Source organism: Corallococcus carmarthensis, from assembly GCF_003611695.1.
Taxonomy (GTDB): domain Bacteria; phylum Myxococcota; class Myxococcia; order Myxococcales; family Myxococcaceae; genus Corallococcus; species Corallococcus carmarthensis.
Genome location: NZ_RAWE01000116.1, coordinates 1 through 23,382, shown reverse-complemented (window position 1 = coordinate 23,382; position 23,382 = coordinate 1). Strand labels below are relative to the sequence as shown.

General features: G+C 71.6%; 20 protein-coding genes and 1 pseudogene. 15 read left to right on the top strand and 6 right to left on the bottom strand.

Annotation, left to right across the window (positions count from 1 at the left end):
* Positions 1-14: 14 nt before the first annotated feature.
* A complete protein-coding gene (locus D7X32_RS26785; protein ID WP_120605410.1) occupies positions 15-899 on the top strand; it encodes a hypothetical protein in 885 nt (294 codons plus the stop codon).
* A 164-nt stretch (positions 900-1,063) separates the two neighbouring features.
* Positions 1,064-1,903, top strand: coding sequence for a hypothetical protein (locus D7X32_RS26780; RefSeq protein WP_120605409.1), 840 nt, complete (start codon positions 1,064-1,066; stop codon positions 1,901-1,903).
* 73 nt (positions 1,904-1,976) lie between these two features.
* On the opposite strand, the gene D7X32_RS26775 is transcribed toward D7X32_RS26780, so the two are convergent.
* The 3 genes from D7X32_RS26775 to D7X32_RS26765 all read right to left on the bottom strand — a co-directional run bounded on the left by D7X32_RS26775 (position 1,977) and on the right by D7X32_RS26765 (position 3,880).
* Positions 1,977-2,666 (bottom strand): nucleotidyltransferase family protein, encoded by a 690-nt coding sequence (locus D7X32_RS26775; protein ID WP_120605408.1) that lies wholly within the window; start codon positions 2,664-2,666, stop codon positions 1,977-1,979.
* A 227-nt stretch (positions 2,667-2,893) separates the two neighbouring features.
* Positions 2,894-3,202, bottom strand: a complete 309-nt coding sequence (locus D7X32_RS26770; RefSeq protein WP_120579902.1) for a CBS domain-containing protein — start codon at positions 3,200-3,202, stop codon at positions 2,894-2,896.
* A gap of 141 nt (positions 3,203-3,343) precedes the next feature.
* Positions 3,344-3,880, bottom strand: coding sequence for a hypothetical protein (locus D7X32_RS26765; protein WP_171448412.1), 537 nt, complete (start codon positions 3,878-3,880; stop codon positions 3,344-3,346).
* Positions 3,881-4,081: 201 nt separating this feature from the next.
* Between D7X32_RS26765 and D7X32_RS26760 the strand changes: the two genes are divergently transcribed.
* The 3 genes from D7X32_RS26760 (at position 4,082) to D7X32_RS26750 (ending at position 9,619) form a co-directional block, all read left to right on the top strand.
* Positions 4,082-7,021 carry a hypothetical protein gene (locus D7X32_RS26760; protein ID WP_120605406.1) on the top strand — a complete coding sequence of 980 codons (2,940 nt, stop codon included), beginning with the start codon at positions 4,082-4,084 and terminating at the stop codon, positions 7,019-7,021.
* A gap of 31 nt (positions 7,022-7,052) precedes the next feature.
* Complete coding sequence (locus D7X32_RS26755; protein ID WP_120605405.1) at positions 7,053-8,243, top strand: OmpP1/FadL family transporter; 1,191 nt, start codon at positions 7,053-7,055, stop codon at positions 8,241-8,243.
* Positions 8,244-8,329: 86 nt separating this feature from the next.
* Positions 8,330-9,619 (top strand): YecA family protein, encoded by a 1,290-nt coding sequence (locus D7X32_RS26750; RefSeq protein ID WP_120605404.1) that lies wholly within the window; start codon positions 8,330-8,332, stop codon positions 9,617-9,619.
* 4 nt (positions 9,620-9,623) lie between these two features.
* Here D7X32_RS26750 and D7X32_RS26745 read toward each other — a convergent pair whose 3' ends face one another.
* Positions 9,624-10,793, bottom strand: coding sequence for a cyclic nucleotide-binding domain-containing protein (locus D7X32_RS26745; RefSeq protein ID WP_120605403.1), 1,170 nt, complete (start codon positions 10,791-10,793; stop codon positions 9,624-9,626).
* A gap of 114 nt (positions 10,794-10,907) precedes the next feature.
* Complete coding sequence (locus D7X32_RS26740; protein WP_120605402.1) at positions 10,908-12,122, bottom strand: cyclic nucleotide-binding domain-containing protein; 1,215 nt, start codon at positions 12,120-12,122, stop codon at positions 10,908-10,910.
* Positions 12,123-12,377: 255 nt separating this feature from the next.
* Between D7X32_RS26740 and D7X32_RS26735 the strand changes: the two genes are divergently transcribed.
* From D7X32_RS26735 to D7X32_RS26700, 8 genes are all read left to right on the top strand, one after another.
* Positions 12,378-13,175, top strand: coding sequence for a hypothetical protein (locus D7X32_RS26735; RefSeq protein ID WP_120605401.1), 798 nt, complete (start codon positions 12,378-12,380; stop codon positions 13,173-13,175).
* 147 nt (positions 13,176-13,322) lie between these two features.
* Positions 13,323-14,612 (top strand): WD40/YVTN/BNR-like repeat-containing protein, encoded by a 1,290-nt coding sequence (locus tag D7X32_RS26730; protein ID WP_244239194.1) that lies wholly within the window; start codon positions 13,323-13,325, stop codon positions 14,610-14,612.
* Complete coding sequence (locus D7X32_RS26725) at positions 14,609-15,253, top strand: hypothetical protein (RefSeq protein ID WP_120605399.1); 645 nt, start codon at positions 14,609-14,611, stop codon at positions 15,251-15,253. The genes D7X32_RS26730 and D7X32_RS26725 overlap by 4 nt, the downstream gene beginning before the upstream one ends.
* Positions 15,250-16,491, top strand: a complete 1,242-nt coding sequence (locus D7X32_RS26720) for a YncE family protein (RefSeq protein ID WP_120605398.1) — start codon at positions 15,250-15,252, stop codon at positions 16,489-16,491. The genes D7X32_RS26725 and D7X32_RS26720 overlap by 4 nt, the downstream gene beginning before the upstream one ends.
* The gene (locus tag D7X32_RS26715; protein ID WP_120605397.1) at positions 16,488-17,207 is read left to right on the top strand and encodes a c-type cytochrome; all 720 of its coding nucleotides are present in this window, start codon (positions 16,488-16,490) and stop codon (positions 17,205-17,207) included. Before D7X32_RS26720 ends, D7X32_RS26715 begins: the two co-directional genes overlap by 4 nt.
* Positions 17,208-17,310: 103 nt before the next feature.
* The gene (locus D7X32_RS26710; RefSeq protein WP_120605396.1) at positions 17,311-19,776 is read left to right on the top strand and encodes a PAS domain S-box protein; all 2,466 of its coding nucleotides are present in this window, start codon (positions 17,311-17,313) and stop codon (positions 19,774-19,776) included.
* A 113-nt stretch (positions 19,777-19,889) separates the two neighbouring features.
* A complete protein-coding gene (locus D7X32_RS26705) occupies positions 19,890-20,648 on the top strand; it encodes a hypothetical protein (protein ID WP_120605395.1) in 759 nt (252 codons plus the stop codon).
* Between the two features lie 118 nt (positions 20,649-20,766).
* Positions 20,767-21,171 (top strand): DUF2203 domain-containing protein, encoded by a 405-nt coding sequence (locus tag D7X32_RS26700; protein WP_120605394.1) that lies wholly within the window; start codon positions 20,767-20,769, stop codon positions 21,169-21,171.
* A gap of 10 nt (positions 21,172-21,181) precedes the next feature.
* Here D7X32_RS26700 and D7X32_RS26695 read toward each other — a convergent pair whose 3' ends face one another.
* Positions 21,182-21,787: a hypothetical protein gene (locus D7X32_RS26695; protein ID WP_120605393.1), complete on the bottom strand. Its 606-nt coding sequence runs from the start codon at positions 21,785-21,787 to the stop codon at positions 21,182-21,184.
* Between the two features lie 159 nt (positions 21,788-21,946).
* Here D7X32_RS26695 and D7X32_RS26690 point away from each other — a divergent pair, with 159 nt between their 5' ends.
* Positions 21,947-22,873, top strand: a complete 927-nt coding sequence (locus D7X32_RS26690; protein WP_208752544.1) for an NmrA/HSCARG family protein — start codon at positions 21,947-21,949, stop codon at positions 22,871-22,873.
* A 94-nt stretch (positions 22,874-22,967) separates the two neighbouring features.
* A pseudogene (locus D7X32_RS26685) lies at positions 22,968-23,382 on the top strand (hypothetical protein); the annotation flags it as partial.

Below are 23,382 nucleotides of genomic sequence, written 5' to 3'. Positions count from 1 at the left end.
CCCCGGAGCCTCCCGTGTCCACCTTCCGCCCCGCGCTGTGCGCCACCTTCGCCGCCGGCCTGCTCCTGGCCGCGCCCGCCGCCGAGGCCCGCTTCGGCAAGAAGGCGTCTGGCACCTCCGACAGCAAGAAGGACGACGACAAGGACTCCAAGAAGGTCCACGCCGCGACGCCCATTCAGTCCCGGCGCGAAGCCCCCAGCCGCCCGGCGCCCTCGCGCGACGACGACTGCTGCTACACCGCGCCCGCGCGCAGCCGCCCGTCGTACTCCGCGCGCATCTACGGTGACGCCGTCGTGGCGGCCGCGGAGCTGCTCACCGTCGCCGTGGAAGCCTCCGACGCGCAGCCCGTGGACATGGCCGTCCGGGAGCAGCGCGCCGTCCAGCCGCTCCAGCTGCGCATGGGCCTCAACGTCGGCGCCATGGGCGGCGGCACCGCTGGTGACGTCTTCCTGGGCATCGAGGGCGAGGAGCTGGGCTTCGACGTGCAGGGCACGCAGCTGACGCTGCCCACCGACGACGGCACGAACGGCACGGACGAAATCCGCCTGGTGTCCATGCACGTCACCTGGGCCCCCGTCTCCACCGACCGCGTGCGCTGGCGCGTGGAGGGCGGCCTCTCCACCGCCCACGCGCCGGACGTCCTCTTCGTGGGCCCCAGTCTGGCCACGTCCATGGAGGTCTGCGTGGTGGGCCCGCTGGACCTGGAGGCGCGCGTGCAGGGCACCGCCGGCACCTACCGGCAACTGGACGCGAGCGCGGGCGTGGCGCTGCACCTGGGCGCCCTCAACCTGCGCGGCGGCGTGCGCGGGCTCATCCTGGACGACGCGGGCCAGGTGGATGGCGTCCAGCACGTGGACCGCTTCGTGGGCCCCTACGCGGGCGCCGGCTTCGTCTTCTAGGACGCCCGCGTGTCCGGGGGTGCACATGCCCCCTTCCGGACACCGTCCCCCACCCCGGGGACCCTGGTTTCACCTGGGGTGATGAGGGTTGAATATTCCGAGCGAGCAGGCGTCCACATGCCGCGGCCCATCCCGTGGGCCCATGAAGAAGAGGAGGGGTCGCCGTGGGCTTCTGGAAGACGCTGTGTGCCGCGCTCGCTGTCGCCGTCCTGCTGGGGTCAGCGCCCGCCGAGGCCCGCTTCGGCAAGCGCTCCAAGCCGAACACCTCCGACTCGAAGGACTCCGACGACAAGGACGACGGCAGGAAGGAGCACCACGCCACCCCGGTGGGCCGCCGCGCCTCGGACGCGCCGGTGCGCTCCAGCGTGCGCTCCTCCGGCATCGGCGTGGGCTGGTTCGACGTCCTCTTCATCAGCGGCCCGTCCAGCTACCACCGCCGTGCTCGCGCGGAGGTGCCCCGGGGCGCCCGCGCGCCCAGGCCCGCGCCGCTGGTGCACCTGAACGTGCAGGGCGACAGCTTTGGCGACACCGGCGGCGCGCTGGACCTCTTCATGGCCCTGGACGGCCAGCGCTGGGGCATGGACGCGCGCGTCAGCGGCATCGCGCTGAACGCGGACGACGGCTCGGACGACACGGACCGGCTGACGCTGCTGGACGCGCACCTGACCCTCTCACCGTGGTCCACCGAGCGCGGCCGCTTCCGCATGGAGGCCGGCATCGCCAGCGCGCACGCCCCGGACGCCATCTTCGTGGGCCCCAGCCTCGCCGCGTCGCTGGAGGCGTGCATCGGCCCGTCTCCCTTCGACGTGGAGGCGCGCATCCAGGTGGTGCCCTTCCCGCACCGCCAGGTGGACATGCAGGCCGGGCTCGCGCTGCACCTGGGCGCCCTCAACCTGCGCGGCGGCTGGCGCACCCTGTACCTCAACGACGGCGGCCACCTGGACGGCGTGGAGCACGCGGACCTCTTCTCCGGTCCCTACCTGGGCCTGGGCCTGTCGTTCTGAAGGCCGGAAGGCTGAAGTAAAAACTCCCGGGGTGCTTCGTGCCGCGCGCCCCCGGGAGCTTTCGCGTCGGGGGCTACTCCTCCGACGACGCCGCGTAGGACGTCGGCGTGGTCTCCGTCCCGGCGCCGTTGGACGTGCCCGCGCGCTTCATGCGCCGCTTGGGCGGCGGGGCCAGCTTCACCTCCGTGCTGAAGACGCGCCCGTAGATCTCCGGCGTGTTGACGTTCACGATGACGCCAGGGTCCTTCACGTTCAGGCGGCGCGGATTGATCACCTTGAGCGCCGCCTCCAGGTCCTCGCCCTCCGCCTCGAACAGCTTGCGCGCCGCGCCCCTGGACAGCACCACCGGCCAGCCCGTGGCGTTGTCGTACTCCGGCCGGATGGCCATGACGCCCTCCGTGCCGCCGCGCTCCATGTCCTTGAGCATGGACTTGACGGTGGTGACCCGCAGCGCCGGCATGTCCACCGGGTGCAGGAGCATCACGTCCGCGTCCTCGGCCATGGCCGCCTCCAACCCGGCCTTCACCGACGCCAGCAGGCTCTTCTCCCAGTCCCTGCTCGTCACCAGTTCCAGGCTCGGGTGCTGTTCGCGCACCGCGGCCTCGTCACTGCCCACCACGCCCAGCACCCCGCACCCCGCCTTCCCGAAGGTGGACGCCAGCGACTGAAGGAAGCTCTTGCCCCCTTCGTGCTCGATGAGCGCCTTGGGGTGGGACATCCGCCGGGCCTTGCCCGCCGCCAGGATGATCGCCACTGCCTTCATGACCCGCCTCCTCGCCCTCGACGAAAAGCCGGGGGCACCGCCAACAGGCTGTTGACCTCCTTCCGGGATTGCAGCCCGCCCGCCAGTACGAGTCGTCAGACAGCCGCCAGTCACACGAGCAGGTGTTGGCTGCCGGCCCATTCGGCAAGGGCGGGTGTCCACCAGCGGTCAGGCGGACGGGCCACCGGGCTTCCCCTCCCCCGGGACGGATGGGCACCGCGTGCCCTTCAGTGCAGCCAGCCGCTGGAGGCCGCCAGCCGCAGCGGAGCGGCGGTCTCCACGGTCGTTTCTTCCGGCGCCGCCAGCGCCTTGACGGTCAGAATTTCAGCCAGCCGGGCCAGCGGACGGCGGCGGGCCACGCGGTGCAGTTCGTCCTCGGTCACCTCGCCCAACAGGTCGCCGCCACGCCCCTCCACCACGGGCAGCAGGTGCACGCCGTGGCGGTACATCTGCTGGAGCGCTCCCAGGACGGTGTCCTCCGGGAACAGGGTGATGGCGTGGGAGACGAGGTTCTGGAACTCAGGGCTGCGGCACATCGACACGTGAGGCCTCCGGTGCTCGGCGTTCGGGCGCCGTGTGCCGGAAGGCCTTAGCAATCCGCTTGCCGACGTCCGCGACGGCCTCCGGGAGCCCCGGAGCCTTTCTCCGGAGCCCCTGGGCGGATCCGCCTGCCCGCCCTACTTCTTCGCCGCGGGCTTCACCGACTCCACCATCTTCCGGAAGCCCTTCTCCGCGCCGTTCACCGTCTTCTCCGGCCCGGTGAGCTTGTAGAAGATGGCGCCCTCCGGCCCCTCCACGATGGCGCCGCGCAGCTTGAAGTTCGTCTTGGGCGTGGCGGGCCCCATCATGGGTCCACCGCCCGCGTACGTGCCCTTCACCTCCACCGTGGTGACGGGCAGCCCGTTCACCTTCTCCTGCTTCGTCTTCGCGTCCTTGTCCTCCAGGGGCTTGCCGTCGGGCTTCTGGAACTGCGCCACCCAGCGCTTCACGTTCGCGTCCACCGCGCCGCCCTGCCCCTGCCCGAAGTAGAAGACAGCCAGTTCCGCGTCTTCCGCGTCTCCCTTCGCCGCGGGCACCTTGTAGGTCGCGGCGCGCATCGGCCGCGGAGGCTGGGCAGCCCACTCCGGAGGCGCACTCCACGTCAGGCCTCCGGCCTCCTCCGCGCTCGCGCTCATCGCCACGGTCATCGCCAACACAGTCAGCAGTCGTTTCATGGGGCGGCAGCGTAGCCGCGTTCCTCCGCGCGTCACGCCCCTCTCCCGCGCACGCCGCGTGAGACGTCCACCCGCGTGCACGCGTGGGAACCCCATACCTGACTCGCCGCGTCAATCCCTCTCACTTTGTGACCGGGTAACGGCGTGCTACTCACTGACGTGTTTCCAGCAGTTCACCTTGGGCTGGAGGGGAATCCCACCATGAAGAAATCGCTGTTCCTTGGGGCCATGGCCCTGGGAGCCGTTGCCTGCACGCCGGAAATCGAGCAGGAGGCTCCGAATACGAACGTCGGCCTCGCGGAGTTCGACCCTTCGGCGTCGCCCGCCGTGGTTCCCTCTCCCAACGACCTTGCCATCAATCAGGTCACGAAGCTGGTGCAGGCGCCCATCAATCCGGCGGCGTCCGCGGCGGAGCAGGAGTTCACGCGCGACTACCTGAACTCGCTCAACGGCTTCCCGACGTCCGCGATCGCGAACACCAAGGTGAAGGACCTGGACGCGTTCACGGTGAACTCGAAGACGGTCCTCTTCATCGACCTGTACGCGGGCACGCCGCTGGCGACGAAGCCGGTCACGCCGACCATCGCGTACAACGAGGACACGGACCTCATCAACATCATCCCCCCCGTGGACATCAACACGGGCCTGCCGGCGTGGCCGAAGGGCGCCCGCTACGCGGTGGCGCTCGTCGGCGGTGAGAACGGCCTGAAGACGACCGCGGGCCACCCGGTCATCGGGTCCGCCACGTGGGCCTTCATCAACTCCGACAAGTCGCTGGTCACCTGCGAGGACCTGACCTCGCCGGACTGCGGCCCGGCCACGGAGATCATCCCCTCCGCGGAGACGGACCCCGCCAAGCGCCTGGCGGACCAGACCGCCAGCGCCCTGCAGCTGGAGCAGCTGCGCCGGGGCTACGCGGACGTCTTCAACAAGGCCCTGAAGCCGCAGGGGTTCAAGCGTGAGGACATCGTCCTCATCTGGACCTTCAGCGTCGTGAACCAGCCGGAGGCCACCATCAACCTGGCGGCCACCGCGCGCGTTCCCACCATCATCCCCTTCCCCAACGACCTGCTGCGCGTGCCGAAGACCGCCACCGCGGCGGCGCACCTGAACTTCCCCGTCCCGACGACGCCGGGCCTGCAGCAGGACCTGTTCACGGGCCTCAACACCCTGGACGGCTTCTCCACCACGGGCGCCATCGTGACGGAGAACGGCGATGCGCAGGGCGTGCTGGACGGCACCATGTTCCGCGAGGCGGCGGACGGTCCGGCCCCCAAGGTGGATCCGGCGTCCCTGGCCGCGGGCGTGAAGTTCTTCAAGCTGTCCAACCTGGACAAGGGCACCAAGCCGGACGTGACGCCCTGCCTGGTGAACAACACCGGTGACTGCGGCACCAGCGTGGGCACCGCCGGCGTCGTCGCCGTGCCCCAGCAGCTGCAGATCGTCCCGAAGGCGCCGCTGGATGGCGAAACCCAGTACGGCGCGGCGCTGACCACGGACCTGAAGGACTCGCGCGGCCGCAACGTCGCCCCGGCCACGGCGTTCGCGCTGATGCGCCTGGCGAACCCGGTGTTCGCCAACGGCAAGAGCACCATCTCCTCCGTGCCGGACTCGCTCGCGCAGGCGCTGGAGCCCGTGCGCGCGGCCCACAAGCCGTACTTCGACGCGCTGGCCGCCGCCGGCCTGCCGCGCTCCAAGGTCGCCCTGGGCTGGACGTTCACCACCCAGAGCACCACGTCCGTCCTGCAGCAGCTGTACGCGCTGCCCGGCGGCGTGTACGGGACGCCCACGGCGCCCACGTCCATCTTCCCCATCACGTCGCAGGTGAAGTCGGCGATGGCCGGTGCCGGGTTCGCGACCACCAATATCGACTCGGTCTACGAGGTGCGGGCCAACACGCCGTGGCTGCTCACGGGCCCGTTCGGCACGCTGAACCCCGGCGCGCCGCGCCCCACCCGCTACCCGTTCATGCTGTTCGTGCCGACCGGCGAGGCGCCCTCCTCGGGCTGGCCGGTGCTGGTGTTCGGCCACGGCCTGACCAGCAACCGCACCTCGGTGCTCGGCGTGGCCAACAAGCTGACCGGCGCGGGCTACGCGGTGGTCGCGATGGACGCCGTCTACCACGGTGAGCGCACCAGCTGCGTGGGCTCCGCCACGGTGCTGGGCACCACGGGCACGGTGGGCGACGACGGCGCGTGCGCCAACCCGTCCACCCAGCGTTGCGAGAGCAACCCCGCGAGCCTGTCCTACGGCCGCTGCGTGGCGCGCACGGAGGCGGGCCGCGCGGACTGCAGCGCCGCGACGCTCCCCGCGGGCGTGCCGGCGGACGTGTACTGCTCCAACATCGTCTCCCCGTCGCAGGGCCAGTGCATGGCCGACAACAAGTGCGAGGGCGGTGACTTCACCCGCAACAGCCAGGGCATCCCGGCCATCTCTGGCTGGAACTTCCTGAACCTGGGCAACCTGTTCACCACGCGCGACAACTTCCGCCACCACGTGGTGGACTTCAGCCAGCTGCTGCGCGTGCTGGCCGGCACGGAGCTGAACGCGGCCGTGAAGCTGAACGCGGCCCAGGTGGACTACGTGGGCCAGAGCCTCGGCGGCATCCTGGGCACCATGTCCACCGGGGTGTCCCCGCGCGTGCGCCGCTCGGTGCTCAACGTGGCCGGTGGCAACCTGACCGGCGTGCTGCTGACCTCGCCCGCCTTCGCGGCGCAGCGCACCGCGTTCCTGGGCCAGCTGGCCTCCGCGGGCGTCAACCCGGGCACCCCGGCGTTCGACACGTTCATCAGCCTGGCGGGCACCATCCTGGACCCGGCGGATGCTCGCAACTACGCCTACCTGCTGGACAACAACGCGGCGGCCGGCACGGACCCCGCGGTGCACCGCACGTTCATCCAGTACATCGAGGGCGACGCGGTCATCCCGAACGCGAACACCGTGGCGATGATCAACGCGGCGAACCGCACGGATGCTCCGCGCACGGTGGCCACGTACATGTTCGGCGAGGCCGCCATCGGCGCCATCCCGGCGGCCGGTCGGCACGCGTTCCTCAACAACCCGCAGATTCCGGAGGCCGTGCGCAACGCGGCCCAGGACCAGATCATCGGCTTCCTGGCGACCGGCACCGTGGCGCAGTAACGGCAACCACTGAGAGAGGAATCAAACACCCATGAAAAAGACACTCTCCCTCGTGGCGATTCTGGCGGCCGGTACCAGCCAGGCCGCGGGCTTCCAGATTGACACCCAGGGCGCGCGCGCCACCGGCGCGGGCGGCGCCGCCACGGCATGGCTGGAGGACTCGTCCTCCATCTATTACAACGTGGCCAACATGGTCGGCGTGAAGACGCTGGACATCACGCTGGGCGACACGGGCATCCTTCCCAGCATCACGTTCCAGCGGCCGGGCCAGGACGCGGAAGGGCAGCGCACCACGCTGTCTCCTCCCCCGCACCTGTTCGTCGTCTACAAGCCGTTCGAGAAGGCGGCGTTCGGCGTGGGCGTGTACACGCCCTTCGGCGCGCGCAGCCGCTGGGAGGAGGGCTTCAGCGGCCGCTTCCGCGGCTACGAGTCCTCGCTGGCGACGTACTACATCAACCCGTCGTTCGCGTATGAGCTGCACCCGCGCTTCCGCTTCGGCGCGGGTCTGGACATCGCGCGGGCCACCATCGAGCTGACGCGTGGCCTGGACTTCGTGAACAGCGAAGGCTCCATCCACCTGGGTGGCGCGGACTGGGGCTCCGGCTTCAACGTGGGCGTGCAGGCCAAGCTGCTGGACAACCTGGACCTGGGCCTCCACTACCGCAGCGCCATCGACATCGCGTTCAAGGGCAAGGCGGACTTCCAGAACATCCCGGTGGAGTTCCAGAGCCGGCTGTCGGACCAGACCGCGAGCGCGGACGTCACCCTTCCGTCCACCGTGACGGCGGGCCTGGCGTACCGGCCGCTGAGCAACCTGCTGGTGGCGTTCGACGCGAGCTGGGTGGACTGGTCTTCGTTCGCGGAGCTGGCCATCCACTTCGAGAACCCGGCCATCGACAACCCGCTGCCCAAGCGCTGGCACGCGAAGTGGAAGTACTCGCTGGGCGCCGAGTACGGCGTGACGGAGGCCCTGCAGGTGCGCGCGGGCCTCGTGTACGACCCGTCCCCCAGCCCCAACAACACGCTGACGCCGGACCTGCCGGACGCCAACCGCATCAAGGCGACGGTGGGCGTGGGCTACCAGTTCCGGCCGTTCCGCGCGGACCTGGGCTACCAGTTCGTCGCGCTGTCGGACAAGCAGAGCACGGCCCCCGGCATCCCGGGCACGTACTCCGGCTCCGCGCACGTGTTCGGCCTGACGCTGGGCTTCAACCCCCAGTAACCCGCTGAGCAATTCCTGAAGCACCGGGGCGCCCGGCTCCTTCCGTTCATGGAAGGGCCGGGCGCTTTCGCTTACGGTGCCGGGCCGTGAGCCCTTCCAAGCCCGGCCGCAATGACCCGTGCCCCTGTGGCAGCGGGAAGAAGTACAAGGCCTGTCACGCCGCCGAGGACCGCGCGAAAGCCGCGCCGCCTCCCACCGCCCCCGCCCATCCGCTGAAGCAGGACCTGGAGGGCGCCATGGCCCTGCTGGGTGACGCGGACGTGTCCCGCCTGTCGCAGGCGCTGGAGCACCTGGGCGTGCTGCTCCAGGCCGCGGGGGCCCAGCCGGGGCTGCGCTACGACGACAAGGCCTTCAGCGACCACGTGGGCCAGGCGCTCGCGAAGCTGGCCGCGCAGGAGGGCCTGGACGCGATGCAGGCGCGCAACAGCTTGCGCGTGGGCGTGGTGCGGGAGCTGGGCACGCGAAGCTTCCAGGAGAAGCTGGGCGCGGGGCTGCTCGCGCAGGTGGCCAAGGGCGGGCGCACGCCGGAGGAGCGGCGGGCGCTGTGCGTGGGCGCGCTGCTGGCCACGGCGGCGAAGAAGACGGGCAAGGTGCGGCCGGAGGACAACCCGGTGCTGGATGTCGTCTTCGACGTGCAGTTCCGCGAGTGGAGCCAGAAGCACGCGGAGGTGGTGCGCAAGTACGAGTCCCTCATCGCGGACATGGAGCCGGAGGCCCTCACGCCCGAGGCCGCGGAGGCCCTGCGCAAGGCGGAGGCCGGCGAGCTGGACGCGCTGGTGAAGCACGTGCAGGCGGACCCCGCGCTGGTGGAGCGCATCTCGCGCGAGGCGAAGGAGCGCGCGCAGCGGGTGGAGGCGAAGCTGCGCGACCCCGCCACGCCGTCCGTCTTCTCCCCGGAAGAGGAGCTGTGGCTCACCTGCGTGCTGTGGGAGCCCCTGCGCGCGATGAAGTCCCAGCCCAAGGACCCCGAAGGCCGGCGGCAGGTCATCGCCGGACTGTTGCGCGCGGTGAAGGGCGCGGTGGACCCGGAGTTCCTGGAAGGGATGCTGGAGCGGATGCGCGCGGGGGCCAAGGACCCGGCGGCGGACGAGCCCACGCGTGAGTGGCTCACCGACGCGGCCATCGCCTTCGAGGCGGAGCCCGCGCGGCTGGTGCTGGCGGCGCTGCTCACCGCGCGTCAGGAGGCCCGGGGACGGAGCGCGGAGGAGATGGTGGCGCTCGCGGACCTGAAGGCCCTGCCCGCGTGGACGCCGGAGCAGCTGGAGCCGTACCGGCAGCTGCTGGAGAAGGAAGGCCGCGCGGAGGGCGCCTGGCGGATCCGCCGCGCGCAGGACTGGCTGCGCGAGCACCCCGTGCAGCTGGACGCGGAAGCCTGACGCGTCAGACGAACAGCGCCTTCGCGGTCTGCTGGAGGCGCTCGGTGCCCATGCGCATGAGCAGGCCCTTGAGGCCGGGCTGGCTCACGACGTGCCGCTCGAAGGCGGCGCGCTCCAGGCGCAACACCACGCAAGGCGTCTTCGTGCGCACCGTCGCGGACACGGGCTTGTCCAACAGCAGGGAGATTTCACCGAACACGTCGCCTTCGCGCAGCTCCGGCAGCAACACGATGCGGCCCGGCTGCTCCAGCGACAGCTGCACCTGACCGCGGAGCAGCAGGTAGAAGGCGTCACCCGGCTGCCCCTGCGTGAGGAGCACCTGACCCGCGGGGACGGCGCGCAGGTCGAACTCGCGCGACATCGCCTGCTTCAGCGCGGGCGACAGGTTGGTGAACAGGGGGCTGGTCCGCAGCAGGTTGTCCACCAGCCGGCGCTGGTAGTAGGCGTGCACCGCCGCGTCCACCTCCGGGTGCGCCGCGCTGACGCGGGCCAGGGACTGGCGCTTGAACTCCAGCAGCACGGAGCGCTCTCGCACCTCCACGCTGGCCAGCCTGGGCCCCTCCGACACCAGCGCCACCTCGCCGAAGAAGTCCCCCGGCCCCAGCGTGGCGACGACCTGCCGCGCGTTGCCCTCCACCCGCCGCGCCACCTCCACGCGGCCCTCCACCAACGCGAACATCGAATCGCCCGGCTGTCCCTCCTCCACCACGCGCTGGCCCGGCCAGAAGGCGCGCACCTCCAGCGCCTCCACGAGCGCCACGAAGGCTTCACGCCCCACGCCGGACAGGACGGGCACGCCCGGGTCCTTGCCGTCGGAGACCCAGGCGAAGGTCGGGGCCAGCGCGCCGGGCGGCAGGGCGAAGCGCTCCGCCAGGGTGCGCACCGTCTTCGGCCGGGCGCCGCGCAGGCCTCGCGACAGCACCGAGGCGGCCACCGCGCGCAAGAGCCCTCCCGCGCGGGTCCAGGCGAGCGCCGCGTCGTCGTAGGCATGGGCGGCCTCCGGCGTGCGCTCCAGCCACTCGAGCAGCTCGGCGACGCGCTGGTGGACCTCCGCGTCTCCCGGTTCCGCGCGCAGGGCGTCCTGGTAGCCGGCCAGCGCCGCTTCCAGCTTCCCCTCGGCGGCGAGCGTCGCCGCCTGGGCCTTCAGGGACCGTGCGTGTGGAAAGTCCGCCATGCGGGCCTCTGTAACCCAGCCGCGCGGCGCACGCATCCGTTCGGAGGTCTTGGCGGGGTGTCCCTTGTCACACCCGGAACGGTCTTCCTCCCGGGACAGCCGCCCGGGGTGGTTTCAGCTGCTCAAATCCCGCACGCGCTCCGCCAGGCTCTGCGTGAAGAGGCGGTAGATGCGCAGGGCCGCGGCCTCGTGCGTCTCCAGGAAGTATTGGAAGTCCGTCCGCGTGACGCGCAGGGCGCGCACCACCGTGTGCGCGCGCACGTGCGCGGACACCGGTCCGTCGAGGATGAGGGAGATCTCCCCCAGGAACGCGCCCGGCCCCAGCATGTTGAGCTGGCGCGCGTCCCGGCCCGGGCCGGTGGACACGCTCACCATGCCCTCCAGCAGCACCACCAGGCCCATGCCCTTCGCGCCCTTCTCCAGCACCGTCGTCCCCGCCGGCAGCAGCATGGGCCGGGCCAGGCGGTAGAGGTCGCGCATGTCTTCCAAAGACAGACCATCGAAGATGGGAATGGCTTTCAGATAGCCATAGCCATCCACCACCGGCGGCGCCTTCTCCGCCGCGGCCGCGCCCTCCGGCGCCGACGCGAGCCCCAGCTGCTGGAGCAGCCGCGCCTGCTCCGCCTGGAGCAGCAGCAGCCCCGACCCCGTCGCGTGCTTGATGCCGTCCGCCAGCAGCACCAGCGCGCGCCACGTCGCGCCCTCCGCTTCCAGCAGCTCGCACATGCGCAGCACCGCTTCTGGCCGCTGCGCGTCGTCCACGGACACCGCGCGCAGCATCTCCAGCTCCGCGTGCGCGTTGCCCAGCACCCGGAACACCTGGGCCGCCTCCATGGGCCGGTGCATGCGGCCCAGCAGGTGCGCCAGCGACTCGCGCGCGCCCACCACCTGGTACAGCGACAGCGCCTGCTCCAGCGAACCCGCGCGTTCGAAGGCCGCCGCCGCGCGGGCCTGCTCCCCCACCCTCAGCCACGCCTCCGCCGCCAGCAGCGGCGCTCCCGCCTGTTCGTACAGCGGCGCCGCGCCCGCGTCGTCTCCATCCGCTTCCAACAGCCGCGCCGCGCCCGCGAAGTCGCGCGCCTGCCGCAGCACCTCCACCAGCCGGGTGCGCGTGTCCGCGGGCACCACCAGCGCCTCCTCCAGCACCCGCTCGCGGTGCCCCGCGCCCATCGCCTCGTAGGCTCGCACCGCCTCACCCACCGCGCCCTTCATCACCCGCGCCCACACCCCGCGCGTGACGCTGGAACCAGGCCCCACGGCCACGTCGCTCGCATTCGAATCGTCTGGAGTCACGGCCTTGTCGTTCCCCCCGGACGCCCTGGCGGACAAAGGAAGTCCACGCCTGGGTCCGGGACCCTGATTCCGTAGCATCCTGAAACAGGGAAAGCCAGCCAGCGCGGGCAAAAGCGGCAGGCATTGAACGCACCGTGAACACACTGTCCACCGCGCGAATTGAATGCGCGGAACCTGAGAGGTTGGGGGCCGCAATCACCCTGCGCTTCAGGGGGGCTGTCTTGCGTGAGAGGGATTCCCCACCTTCTGGCATCCCTTCCCCAGGGACTCCTACCCAAGGTGTCTTCCCCCATGACGTCACATCCCGTTCCTTTCCGTTCCCTCAAGGTCCTGGAGTCGTCCCACCCGCGCCGCGCGCTGAACCTCCTTGCGCGGGGCGGCTGCCTGTTGCTGCTCGCGTCAGGAGCCGCCGGCGCCAACGAGCCGGAGCCGCTGGCGCACACCGAAGCTCCGGTGCAGGCGGAAGCCCCGGTGCAGGCCGAGGCGCCGGTGCAGGCCGAGGCGCCGGCCGTGGGCGCGGAAGAGGACGCGGAGCCGGCGGATGACGCGGTGTGGGGTGAGGAGGCGCTGGCCCAGTCGGAGCTGCCGGCGTCGATGAAGGACGCGGCGCGGACGCTGGGGGAGGCGCCGGTGGTGGTCTGCTCGGGGTCGCTCCAACAGGCCTACCGTCCCGGCCTGCTGCTCACGACGCCCCGGGACACGGTCCAGCGCGAGTCGCTCCAGTTCAACGGCTGCCCCGTCAACGACGGCGTGGTGATGACGGCCGTGGGGTTGGAAACGCTGCATCTGAAGCGCGCGACGTGCATCGGCAACACGGGCGGGGCCTCTATCGCTACGGTGATGTGGTCCAACGGGGAGAAGTCCTCCGTGCGGTTGGACCGCGTGGAGGTTCGTGCGGATGGTGCCATGCGGGTCTTCACGTCCGAGGGGACCATCGGGTCCGGGCGCCACTCGGGCCACGGGGTGCGCCTGGTCACCGCCGTGCCCACCCTCACCACGCTGGCGGCCTGCGTCCAACCGTCGGGCCTCACGGCGAACGTGGGGGTCGCCACGCTCACCATCCTGGACCGGCCGTCCCAGGAGCCGTGACAGGAGCCGTGAGCGCGCGGTTGCTCCGCTGCTGAGCAGGCTCCACGCACCGCTATCCAGGCGCGGGCCGGGCGTTATCGTGGGGGGGCCATGAGGCCTGCCCCGGAGCGCCGGATGCGAAAACAACGAATCACGGGGGGTTGGAGGATGGCCGCGGTGGCCGTCCTCCTGGGGACGGGCGCGGCGTGGGCGCACGCGGGCCTGCCGGAGACGTCCAACGTCACGTTGAGGAAGGGCCACCCGGAGGACTACTTCGTGGGGGCCACGTTCGGCGCGGTCATCTCGCGCGACAGCGGGCGGACGTGGCGCTGGGTGTGTCCGGATGCCATGGGGTATGGCGGCTGGCGCCCGGAGTCCTTCGTCTGGCGCGGCACAGGGGAGCTGCTGGCGGCCACCGGCAACGCGCTCTTGTCCTCGAAGGACGGCGCGTGTTCGTGGTCGTCGCACCCGGCGTTCAAGGACACCTGGGTGACGGGGCTCGCCGTGCACCCCTCGGATGACGCGGTGATGTACGTGGCCACGGGCCGCTCCACGACGGCGACGAACGGGGTGTTCCGTTCGGAGGACGGCGGAGAGACGTGGCGGCCGTTGGCGCTCCAGCGCGCGGGCGTCCTCTTCTCCGCCGTGCGCGTGTCGACGGCGGATCCGCGCACGCTCTACGTGTCCGCGTCGGACACGCAGCACATGTACCTGTTCCGCAGCGACGACGCGGGCGAGACCTGGGAGGAGCTGCCCCAGACGTTCCCGGACCTGGTGCGCCCGTTCGACTTCGTGGTGACGGCCACGGATCCGGTGGAGCCGCACGGCGTCTGGGCGCGCGTGTCCGCGCAGGGCGCCACGCACATCCTGCACAGCACGGACGGCGGGCGCACCTTCACCGCTCGCACGGGCGCCGGCATCGACGACGTCTTCGTCAACATGGACGTCTCCGCGGACGGCGGCACCGCGTGGGTGTCCACGTACAATTCGTTCTTCCGCAGCCAGGAGGGCGGGGCCTTCTCCAAGCTGGAGCTGCCCACCGGCAACGCGTGCGTGACGCGCGTGGGGGAGGTCCTCTACGGCTGCGGCTCGCCGTGGCTCCATGACTGGTCGCTGGCGCGCAGCGATGACGAAGGCACCACCTGGCAGCCGCTCTTCAGCCTGGAACAGATTCAAGGCAGCCATCAGTGCCCGGTGGGCACGCCCGTGCGGGAGCTGTGCCCGTCGCGCTGGCCCCAGGTCGCGGAGACGATTGGCGCGCCGCTCTACCCGGACGGTGTTCCGGACGCGGGCGTGCCGGATGCTGGCGTGAAGCCCGTGGAGGACGCGGGCACTCCCGCGGACCCGAAGCCGAAGCCGTCCTCCGGCTGCGCCGCCGCGCCCGCGGGCACGCTGCTTCCGCTGTTGCTCCTTCCCTTGTTGCGTCGCGGCCGGCGGCGCGAGGACCCATGCCCATGAAGCCGATGAAGACGTCCCTGCCGTGGAGCACCGCCGCCGTCGCACTGCTGGCCCTGAGCGCGTGCAACGGCGATGACGACACCCAGGCCACCGAGTGCGAGGAGCCGCTGTACGCGGGCGGCGCCACGGACGAGGCGTGGCGCACGTTGGTGGATGCCAGGAACCAGCCCCAGGACAGCTCGCGGGCGGTGACGCTGGTGTCGCCAGAGTCCGGCCAGACGTACGGGCCGTCCGAGGCCGCGCCGCTGTTCCAGTGGACGTCCCCGCTGCGCGCGTCGCTGGAGCGTCCGGGCCGCACGTCACCCCTGCTGGAAGGCCACCCGCGCGAGCCGAAGCGCTCGGTGCTCGCGTGGCTGGGCCATTGGGTGCTGCCCACCGCCGAGGCCCACCTGCCGCCGTACACGGGCGACCTGTACTGGGTGAAGGTCTACGCGCAGGGGCGCGAGTGTCCCATCGCGCAGGTGTTGACATCGGAGTTGCAGTGGCAACTGGATGATGGCTCCTGGCGGACGGTCAAGGACGCGGCGGGCAAGGCGCTGTCGGTGCAGGTGGAGAGCGCGTACCTGGTGCAGAACCGCATCACGGAGGGCCCCTACACGCTGGGGGCGCCGGTGCCCTTCACGATGGGGAGGGAGAAGTGAGGCGTGCGGCCTGGCTTTGCGCGCTGGCGCTGGCGGCGTGCAATGACGGCGAGCTCAAGGCGGAGGGCGCGCTGGAGGTGCCGGCGCTGACGTACGCGGATCCAGCCCCGTGGACGCGGGGAGGTACGACGCTGCCGCCGCCGGGGCCCGCCGGGCGGCTGGTCGTCACCAACAGCCTGGATGACTCCATGAGCCTGCTGGAGATGGACGGGCTGGGCACGCCGGGCTGGGGCGAACTGGCGCGCGTGCCGGTGGGGCTCAACCCGGTGGAGCTGGAGGGGCCGCACCACACGGCGGTGTCGCCCGCTGGGGACTTCTACTACGTCGGCATCTCCAACTACGTGCCGGGTGGCGGCTCGGGGCCGCATGGTGCGCACGGCACGGGCACGGCGGATGGGTACTGCCTGAAGCTGAGCGCGAAGGACAACCGGCTGGTGGCGTCCGCGCGCGTGGACCGCAACCCGGGGGACGTCATCGTCAGCGCGGATGGGCGCACGCTGTACCAGACGCACTTCGACCTGTTGCGCATCGCGGACGTGGCGCGGCAGGGCGGGTCCGAGGAGGACATGGTCGCGCGCCTGGCCATCCTCGACGCGGAGACGATGGCGGTGAAGGCGCGGGTGAAGGTGTGCCCCGCGCCGCACGCGGTGCGCCTGTCCGCGGATGAGCGCACGGCGTACGTGGCCTGCTGGTCGGACGAGGTCGCGGTGGTGGACCTGGCCGCGGCGGGCATGCCGGTGACGCGCGTGAAGGTGGCGGCGGGCTCGGGCACGGCGGTGAATCCGCGGCATCAGCCGTACGCGCTGACGGTGTCGCCCACGACGGGGGACGTGTGGGTCAGCTCGCTGGCGAGCAAGCAGGTGCAGGTGCTGGAGCCCGGGACGCGCACGATGAACCCGGAGCGCACGGTGTACCTGCGCGGCGCGCCCATGTTCGGTGCGTTCACGCGGGACGGGCGCACGCTGTACCTGCCCTATCAGCAGGAGGACGCGGTGGCGGTCATCGACGCGGCGACGTCCACGGTGCTGCGCACGGTGCAGCTGTCGCAGGCGGGGTGTCTCAACGTGCACCAGTTCATGCTGACGCCGGACGAGCGTCACGGGCTGGCGGTCTGCGAAGGGGACCACATTGGCCCGGGCACGTTGCACGTCGTGGACCTGGCGGAGGGCACGGTGGTGTCCACGGTGAAGATGGGCATCTTCCCGGACTCGGTGAGCCTGCTGCGGGGGCAGCCGTGAGGGGCCTGCGTGGGGGTGTGGCGGCGCTGCTCGTGGGGGTGCTGGCCGGGTGTGGCGGCGAAGCGGAGCCGAAGGCCGCGGCGGACTTCGGTGAGGAGTTGTTCCAGGACGCGCGGTTGTCGGAGAGCACGTTCAACCGCTTCTCGTGCGCGACGTGCCACGTGGCGACGCCAGAGGCGCCAGCGGGGCGCATGGATTCAGGCCACACGCTGTACAACGTGGCGGCGAGGCCGAGCTGGTGGGGCGGCGCTGAGACGCGCCTGCTGGACGCGGTGAACTTCTGCTACCTGAACTTCATGCGCGGGGTGACGAAGCTGGAGGTGGAGGATCCGCGCTCGCGGGCGCTGTATGAGTACCTGTCGCGGATCAGCCCGGATGCGCAGGCGTCCGCGTTGCCGTTCACGGTGGTGAAGGACATCCAGGACGTGCCCCCGGGCGAGGCCGCGCGCGGCGAGGCGGTGTACCGGGCGGCGTGCCAGAACTGCCACGGCGCGACGCACACGGGCGAGGGCCGGCTGACGGAGCTGGCGTCGGTGCTGCCGGAGGTGACGCAGGACTACGACCGGCTCTTCCCGGGCATCCCGCACGCACAGGTCGTCATCGAGAAGGTGCGGCACGGACCGTTCTTCGGAGTGGGAGGCAACATGCCGCCCTACAGCACGGAGGCCCTGTCCGACGCGGACCTGGGCGCGCTGCTCACGTACCTGGGGCTGTAGCGGTCCGCCAATCCTGCCTGACAAGCGCACAGGCAAGGAGGGAAGGGCCGCGCTTCCCGCCCCTGCCCATGCGCGCCCGGCCGCCGCACCTCTAAAGCCATTCATGACCGCGTCGGGTTCACAGGAGCGGGGCCCTTCCTCCGAAGGGCCGACGCCCACGAGGGGCAAGCCCCCGGCATCCCTGGCCGAGCTGCTGGACACCGACCGCGAAGCGCTCGTGGAGGACTGGGTCGCCCGGGTGTCTCCCCTCTTCGCCACCCTGCGCCTGTCACGCGAGCAGATCATCGACGCCCTGCCCCCCATCCTCGATGAGCTCCATGCCGCGCTCATGAGCGCGGAGGAGGACCCCGGCAGCCTCCCCCCGCTCCACCACAACGAGGCCGCCAGTGCACACGGCCGCCAGCGCCTGCGCCTGGGCATCGACGTGACCCTGCTCACGCGCGAATACGCCCTGCTGCGCGACTGCATCCTCGCCCGGGCCGAACGCGCGGACGTGGACGTGCCGCTGCCGCGACTGCGCGCGCTCTGCACCTGCATCGACAACGCGCTGGCCCAGGCCGCGATCCCCTTCACGTTCGACAGCGCCGAACGCCGCCACGCGGAGGACGAGGAACGCGAGCGCTTCTTCCAGCTGTCCCCGGACATGTTCAGCGTCGCGGGCCTGGACGGGTACTTCAAGCGCGTGAACACGTACTTCGTCCACGTGCTCGGTTGGAGCGAGGAGGAGCTCTACCAACGCCCGTTCATGGACTGGGTCCACCCCGACGACCAGGAATCCACCCTCGCGGAGCTGCACAAGCTGTCCCAGGGCATCCCCACCCTGCGCTTCGAGAACCGCTTCCGCACGCGCGATGGCCGCTACCGGTGGCTCGCGTGGGCCTCACGCCCCGTGCCGGAGCTGGGCATCGTCTACGCCGCCGCGCGCGACATCACCGAACAGAAGGCCGTGGCCCAGGAACGCGAGCGCCTGCTGGAGGCCCTGCGCGACAGCGAGGCCCGCTTCCGCAACATGGCGGACCACGCCCCCGTCATGCTCTGGGTGACGGACGCCCAGGGCTCCACGACGTACATGAACCGCGGCTGGTATGCCTATACCGGCCAGACCGAGGTCACGGGCCTGGGCTTCGGCTGGTTCGACGCCATCCACCCCGACGACCTGGAGCGCACCCAGCGGATCTTCGTGGACGCCAACCTCGCCCGCAGGCCCTTCCGGCTGGACTACCGGCTGCGCGGCACGGACGGCCACTACCGGTGGGCCGTCGATACCGGCTCGCCCCGCATCGACGCGGAGGGCCACTTCCTGGGCTACGTCGGCAGCGTCATCGACATCTCCGACCGCAAGCAGGCGGAGGACGAACGCGAGGCCCTGCTCGCCCGCGAGAGCGCCGCGCGCCGGGAGGCCGAGGAGGCCAACCAGCTCAAGGACGAGTTCCTCGCCACCGTCAGCCATGAGCTGCGCACGCCGCTCACGGCCATCCTCGGCTGGGTGCAGCTCTTGCGCACCGGCCACCTGCCCGAGCCCCGCCGCGAACGCGCGCTGGAGACCATGGAGCGCAACGCACGCGCGCAGGGACAGCTCATCGAGGACCTGCTCGACGTCAGCCGCATCGTGTCCGGCAAGCTCAAGCTGGACGTGGAGCCGGTGGACCTGTCCTCGGTGGTGCAGCAGGCGCTCGAGTCCGTGCGGCCCGCGGCGGACGCGCGCGGCATCCAGGTGCGGGCCACGGTGGACACCTCCAGCAGCGTCATGGGGGATCCGCACCGGCTCCAGCAGGTGGTGTGGAACCTCCTGTCCAACGCGGTGAAGTTCACGCCCCGGGGCGGCCACGTGCGGCTGCTGGTGGCGCGGCGGGACTCCAGCGTGGAGCTCACCGTGGAGGACACCGGCCAGGGCATCCCGGAGGCCTTCCTCCCCCACGTCTTCGAGCGCTTCCGCCAGGCCGACAGCGGCACCACGCGCAAGACGGGCGGACTGGGGCTGGGGTTGTCCATCGTGCGGCACATCGTGGAGATGCACGGCGGCACCGTCTCCGCCGCCAGCGACGGCGAGGGCCGGGGTGCGACCTTCACCGTGCGCCTGCCCCTGTCCGTCACGCAGCGGCGTGACCCCGCCATGCCCCCGTCGCCGCGGCCTCCCGCGCCGGGCCGCGTGCCCACTCCACCGCCGGAGCTGGGCGGCGTGCGCGTGCTCGTGGTGGATGACGAAGAGGACGCGCGCGAGCTGCTGCGCACGCTCCTGGAGGACAGCGGCGCCCACGTGGTGACCGCGGGCTCCGCGGAGGAGGGGCTCCAGGTCGTCCAGGCGGAACGCCCGGACGTGCTCGTCTCCGACATCGGCATGCCGGGCACGGACGGCTACGGCTTCATCGAGCGCGTGCGCGCGCTGCCGGATGCCCAGGGAGGCCGCACCCCGGCGGTGGCCATCACCGCCTACGCCCGCTCCGAGGACCGCACCCGCGTGCTGCGCGCCGGCTTCCAGAGCCACGTGCCCAAGCCCGTGGAGCCCGGGGAGCTGCTCGCCGTGCTCGCGTCGCTCGCGGGCCGGTACCAGACGCTGCCGAAGGCGTGACGGCCAATCAAGCCCACGTAGGACGCCGGACACGGCGCCACGCATCCTCCTGGCCAGCGGGCGGGCCCAGGGCTTACCTTCCCTGCATGCGTCCGCCGCCCGGACAACTGGCGATGTTCGACGCCCCGGCGCCCGGGCGTGAACCGGAGCGCTCGCGGCTGCCGTCTCGCGAGGACGCGCTGCCCCGGGCCGCGGACCTGGCCCGGCGCGTGTCCGCCCTCCTGGGCCTGCCCGTGCACCTGCGCCTCACGGACAACCGCGCCACCCTGGTGAGCTACCGCCGCCTCCCTGAAGGCGTTCGCCTGCGCCTGCACCACCTCTTCCTGGACGCACCGGACCCCGTGGTGCGCGCCCTGGCCCTCTACGTGGCCGGCGACACCGCCGCCCGCGAGGTGCTGGAGGCCTTCAGCCACGCCCACCACGGTCAGGTGCGACGGGAACGCAGGCCCGGCGCGCCCCTGCGCACGCGCGGCCGCTGCTTCGACCTCCAGGCCGTCCAGGCCCGGCTCGACGCGGCATACTTCGACGGACGCGTGCACACCGTGGAGGTGGGCTGGGCCCGCCGCCCCGGCCGCCGCACCCGCCGCACCATCCACCTGGGCGGCTACGACGCGCGCCTGCGTGAAGTCCGCGTCCACCCCGCGCTGGACCGGCCCACCGTGCCCGCCTTCGTCGTGGACTACCTCGTCTTCCACGCCCTGCTCCACGCGGACCTCGCCGCCACCGACGCGAGCCAGGAAGCCGACGACGGGACCGGCCGCTGCGCCGCGGAACACACCCCCGACTTCCTCGCGCGCGAGGCCGCCTTCCCCCTGCGCGAGGCCGCCTGGCGCTGGCTCCTGGAAAACCTGTCATCACTGCGACGCGGGTGACCGGCCGTTCCAACGGCTGACGTGTTTCAGACATGTCGACACCGCCGTGACACACCCTCCCCTCCCCACCGGGAAGGGGGTGGCCTGCGGAGGGTTCCCACTGCATGCTGTCCCCTCGATGCGCTTTTTCAGCGTGGAAGAGGCCAGCCGGCTGGTGCCGTTGCTGACGAAGACCTTCGGGCGCGTGCGCCCCTGGGTGGAGCGCGTGCAGAAGCTGGCGGAGGTGCTGGACGGCCCGGAGGCCCCACCCGACACCCCCGAGGTGCGCTCCTTTCGCGAGGAGCGCGACCAGCTGCTGGAGCGCATCCGCGGAGAGCTGGGCCCGCTCCAGGAGATGGGGCTGGAGATCAAGGGCGCGGACGGCCTGGTGGACTTCCACGCGCGGCGCGGCGAGGAGCCCGTCTACCTGTGCTGGCGCTACGGCGAGGACGCCGTGGCGCACTGGCACGACCTGAAGGCGGGCTTCTCCGGACGCCGCCCCATCGACAGCCCGGACGACTTCGAGCCCACCTACCTCAGCTGAAGCCCCGCGCTCACTTCGACAGGCTCTGGTGCAAGAGCCCCAGCTTGTTGCGCGCGGAGAGCAGCTGCTGGCGCAGGGACTCCGCCTGCCGGCCGATGTCGGAGAACTTCGCCTCCTCCGCCGCGCCGGACAGCGTGGCCGCCTCGTCCGCCACCTCCGCCATGCGCGCCTGGAGCGACGTGAAGACCTCCGTCAGCCGCGCGTCCTCCTCCGCCGTGCGCGTGGCCTGCTGACGCAGGGCGGAGAACTCCTGCATGCGCCCGTTGAGGTCCGCCGCGCTCTGCCCCAGCGCGCCGTAGCGCGTGAGCAGGTCCTTGAACACCTCCGTGCGCTGTTGCAGCTCCTGCGCGCGCAGGTTGACCGCGTCCGCCTGCGTCTGCTGCCGGGTGCGCACCCCGGTGATGGCCTGCACCAGCGCGCCCACGCGCAGGCGGAGCGCGTCGTCCAGGTCCGCCAGGTCCTTGAGCGTCTTCGACGCTCGCTCCAGGTGCTTCTCCGACGTCAGGGGCGCCTCCTTCAGCTGCTCCGACAGCGCCTCGAAGCGCAGCAGCTCGGCGTCGAGCGCCTGGGCGGCGGAGACCAGCTCGGAGGGCGGGGGGGTGTCACGCTTGCTCATGGGGCTGGGAGGATGCCACGCCCCTCGCCCCTCCCTGACGGTCGCCTGCCTGCCTCGGGAGCCTGTGCTCGGGGGCGGACAGTGCGGCTTCCAGGCCTCGCCAACGGAACGGGGCGTCTCCAGCTTTCCGTGACACGTCGCGTCCGGAGGTCTGAACCCATGCCCGTGGATTTCTCCATCACCGTGCTCGTCACTGGCGCCACCGGCCAGCAGGGCGGTGCCGTCCTCCGCAAGCTCGCCGACCGGGGGCATCACGTGGTGGCGCTGGTCCGGGACGTGGACGCCCCCTCGGCCCGCGCCCTGCGCAGGCCCGGCGTCACGCTGGCCCTGGGCGACTTCGACGACCCCGTCTCCCTGGAGGCCGCCATGCGCGGCGTGGACGCCGTCTACGCCATGGCCACGCCCTTCGGCGGCGGCGGCGTGGACTCGGAGATCCAGCACGGCAAGAACCTGGCGGACGCGGCGAAGCGCTCCAACGTCAGGCACTTCGTCTACTCGTCCGTGGCGGGCGCGTCGGAGCTGACCGGCATCCCGCACTTCGACAGCAAGCACGCCGTGGAGCTGTACCTGCGGCGGCGGGACATGCCCTTCACCATCCTGGCCCCCACCTTCTTCATGGAGAACCTCCTCCACCCGCCCACGCGCGACATGCTGGCGGCGGGGAAGCTGATGCTGGGGCTGCCCGCGACGCGCGGGCTCCAGATGGTGGCGGTGGAGGACCTGGCCGGCTTCGCGATGCACGTGCTGGGGGACCCGGAGCGGTTCATCGGCGAGCGCATCGAGGTCGCCTCCGACGAGGTGACGGGCCAGCAGGCCGCCGCGCTGCTCTCCATGGTGGGCGGCCACCGCATCCACTACGAGCAGATCCCCCTGGATCAGCTCCAGCAGCAGAGCGAGGACCTGGCCGCCATGTTCGAGTGGCTGGACCGCGTGGGCTACCACGCGGACATCCTCACCCTGCGCAACAACTACCTGGGCGTGGGCTGGCAGACCTTCGAGACCTGGGCGCGTCACCAGTCGTGGGACTTCGTCACGGCGCCCTCGTGGCCCGCCACCGCCGCCGAGCCGGTGACGCCCCAGCCGTAGGGGCCCCGGCAGCCCGCCCGTCCTCCGGGTTGGCGCGGGGCATGTCGTCTCCTGAACGCCGCATGCCCTACCTTGAAGTACGAGGAGGCATGCGATGCGAGGAGCATTGGGGCTGGGGGCCTTGGCGTTGAGCCTGATGGCGGGTTGCGCCGCGGAGACGAAGCTGCGGCCCACGCCGGAGGCGGGGATCCTCCAGGACGGCAAGAGCAGCGCCATCACGGAGACAGAGGGCGTGCGGCTGACGGCGGACGGCTCGGCGTGGAAGGGCTCACCGTCCGACCTGGAACGCCGCATCACCCCCGTCTACGTCCGCCTGGAGAACCAGGGGCAACGCGCGCTGCGGATCCAGTACCCGGACTTCGCGCTGGTGGGGAAGGAGTCCCGCTTCCGCTACAGCGCCCTGTCACCGCTGGCGCTCCAGAAGGCCACGTCCTCGAAGGATTCGGAGACGCCCGCGCGCGTCAGCCCGGCGATGTGGTCCCGGGGCGGAGTGTGGGTGGGCGGAGGCT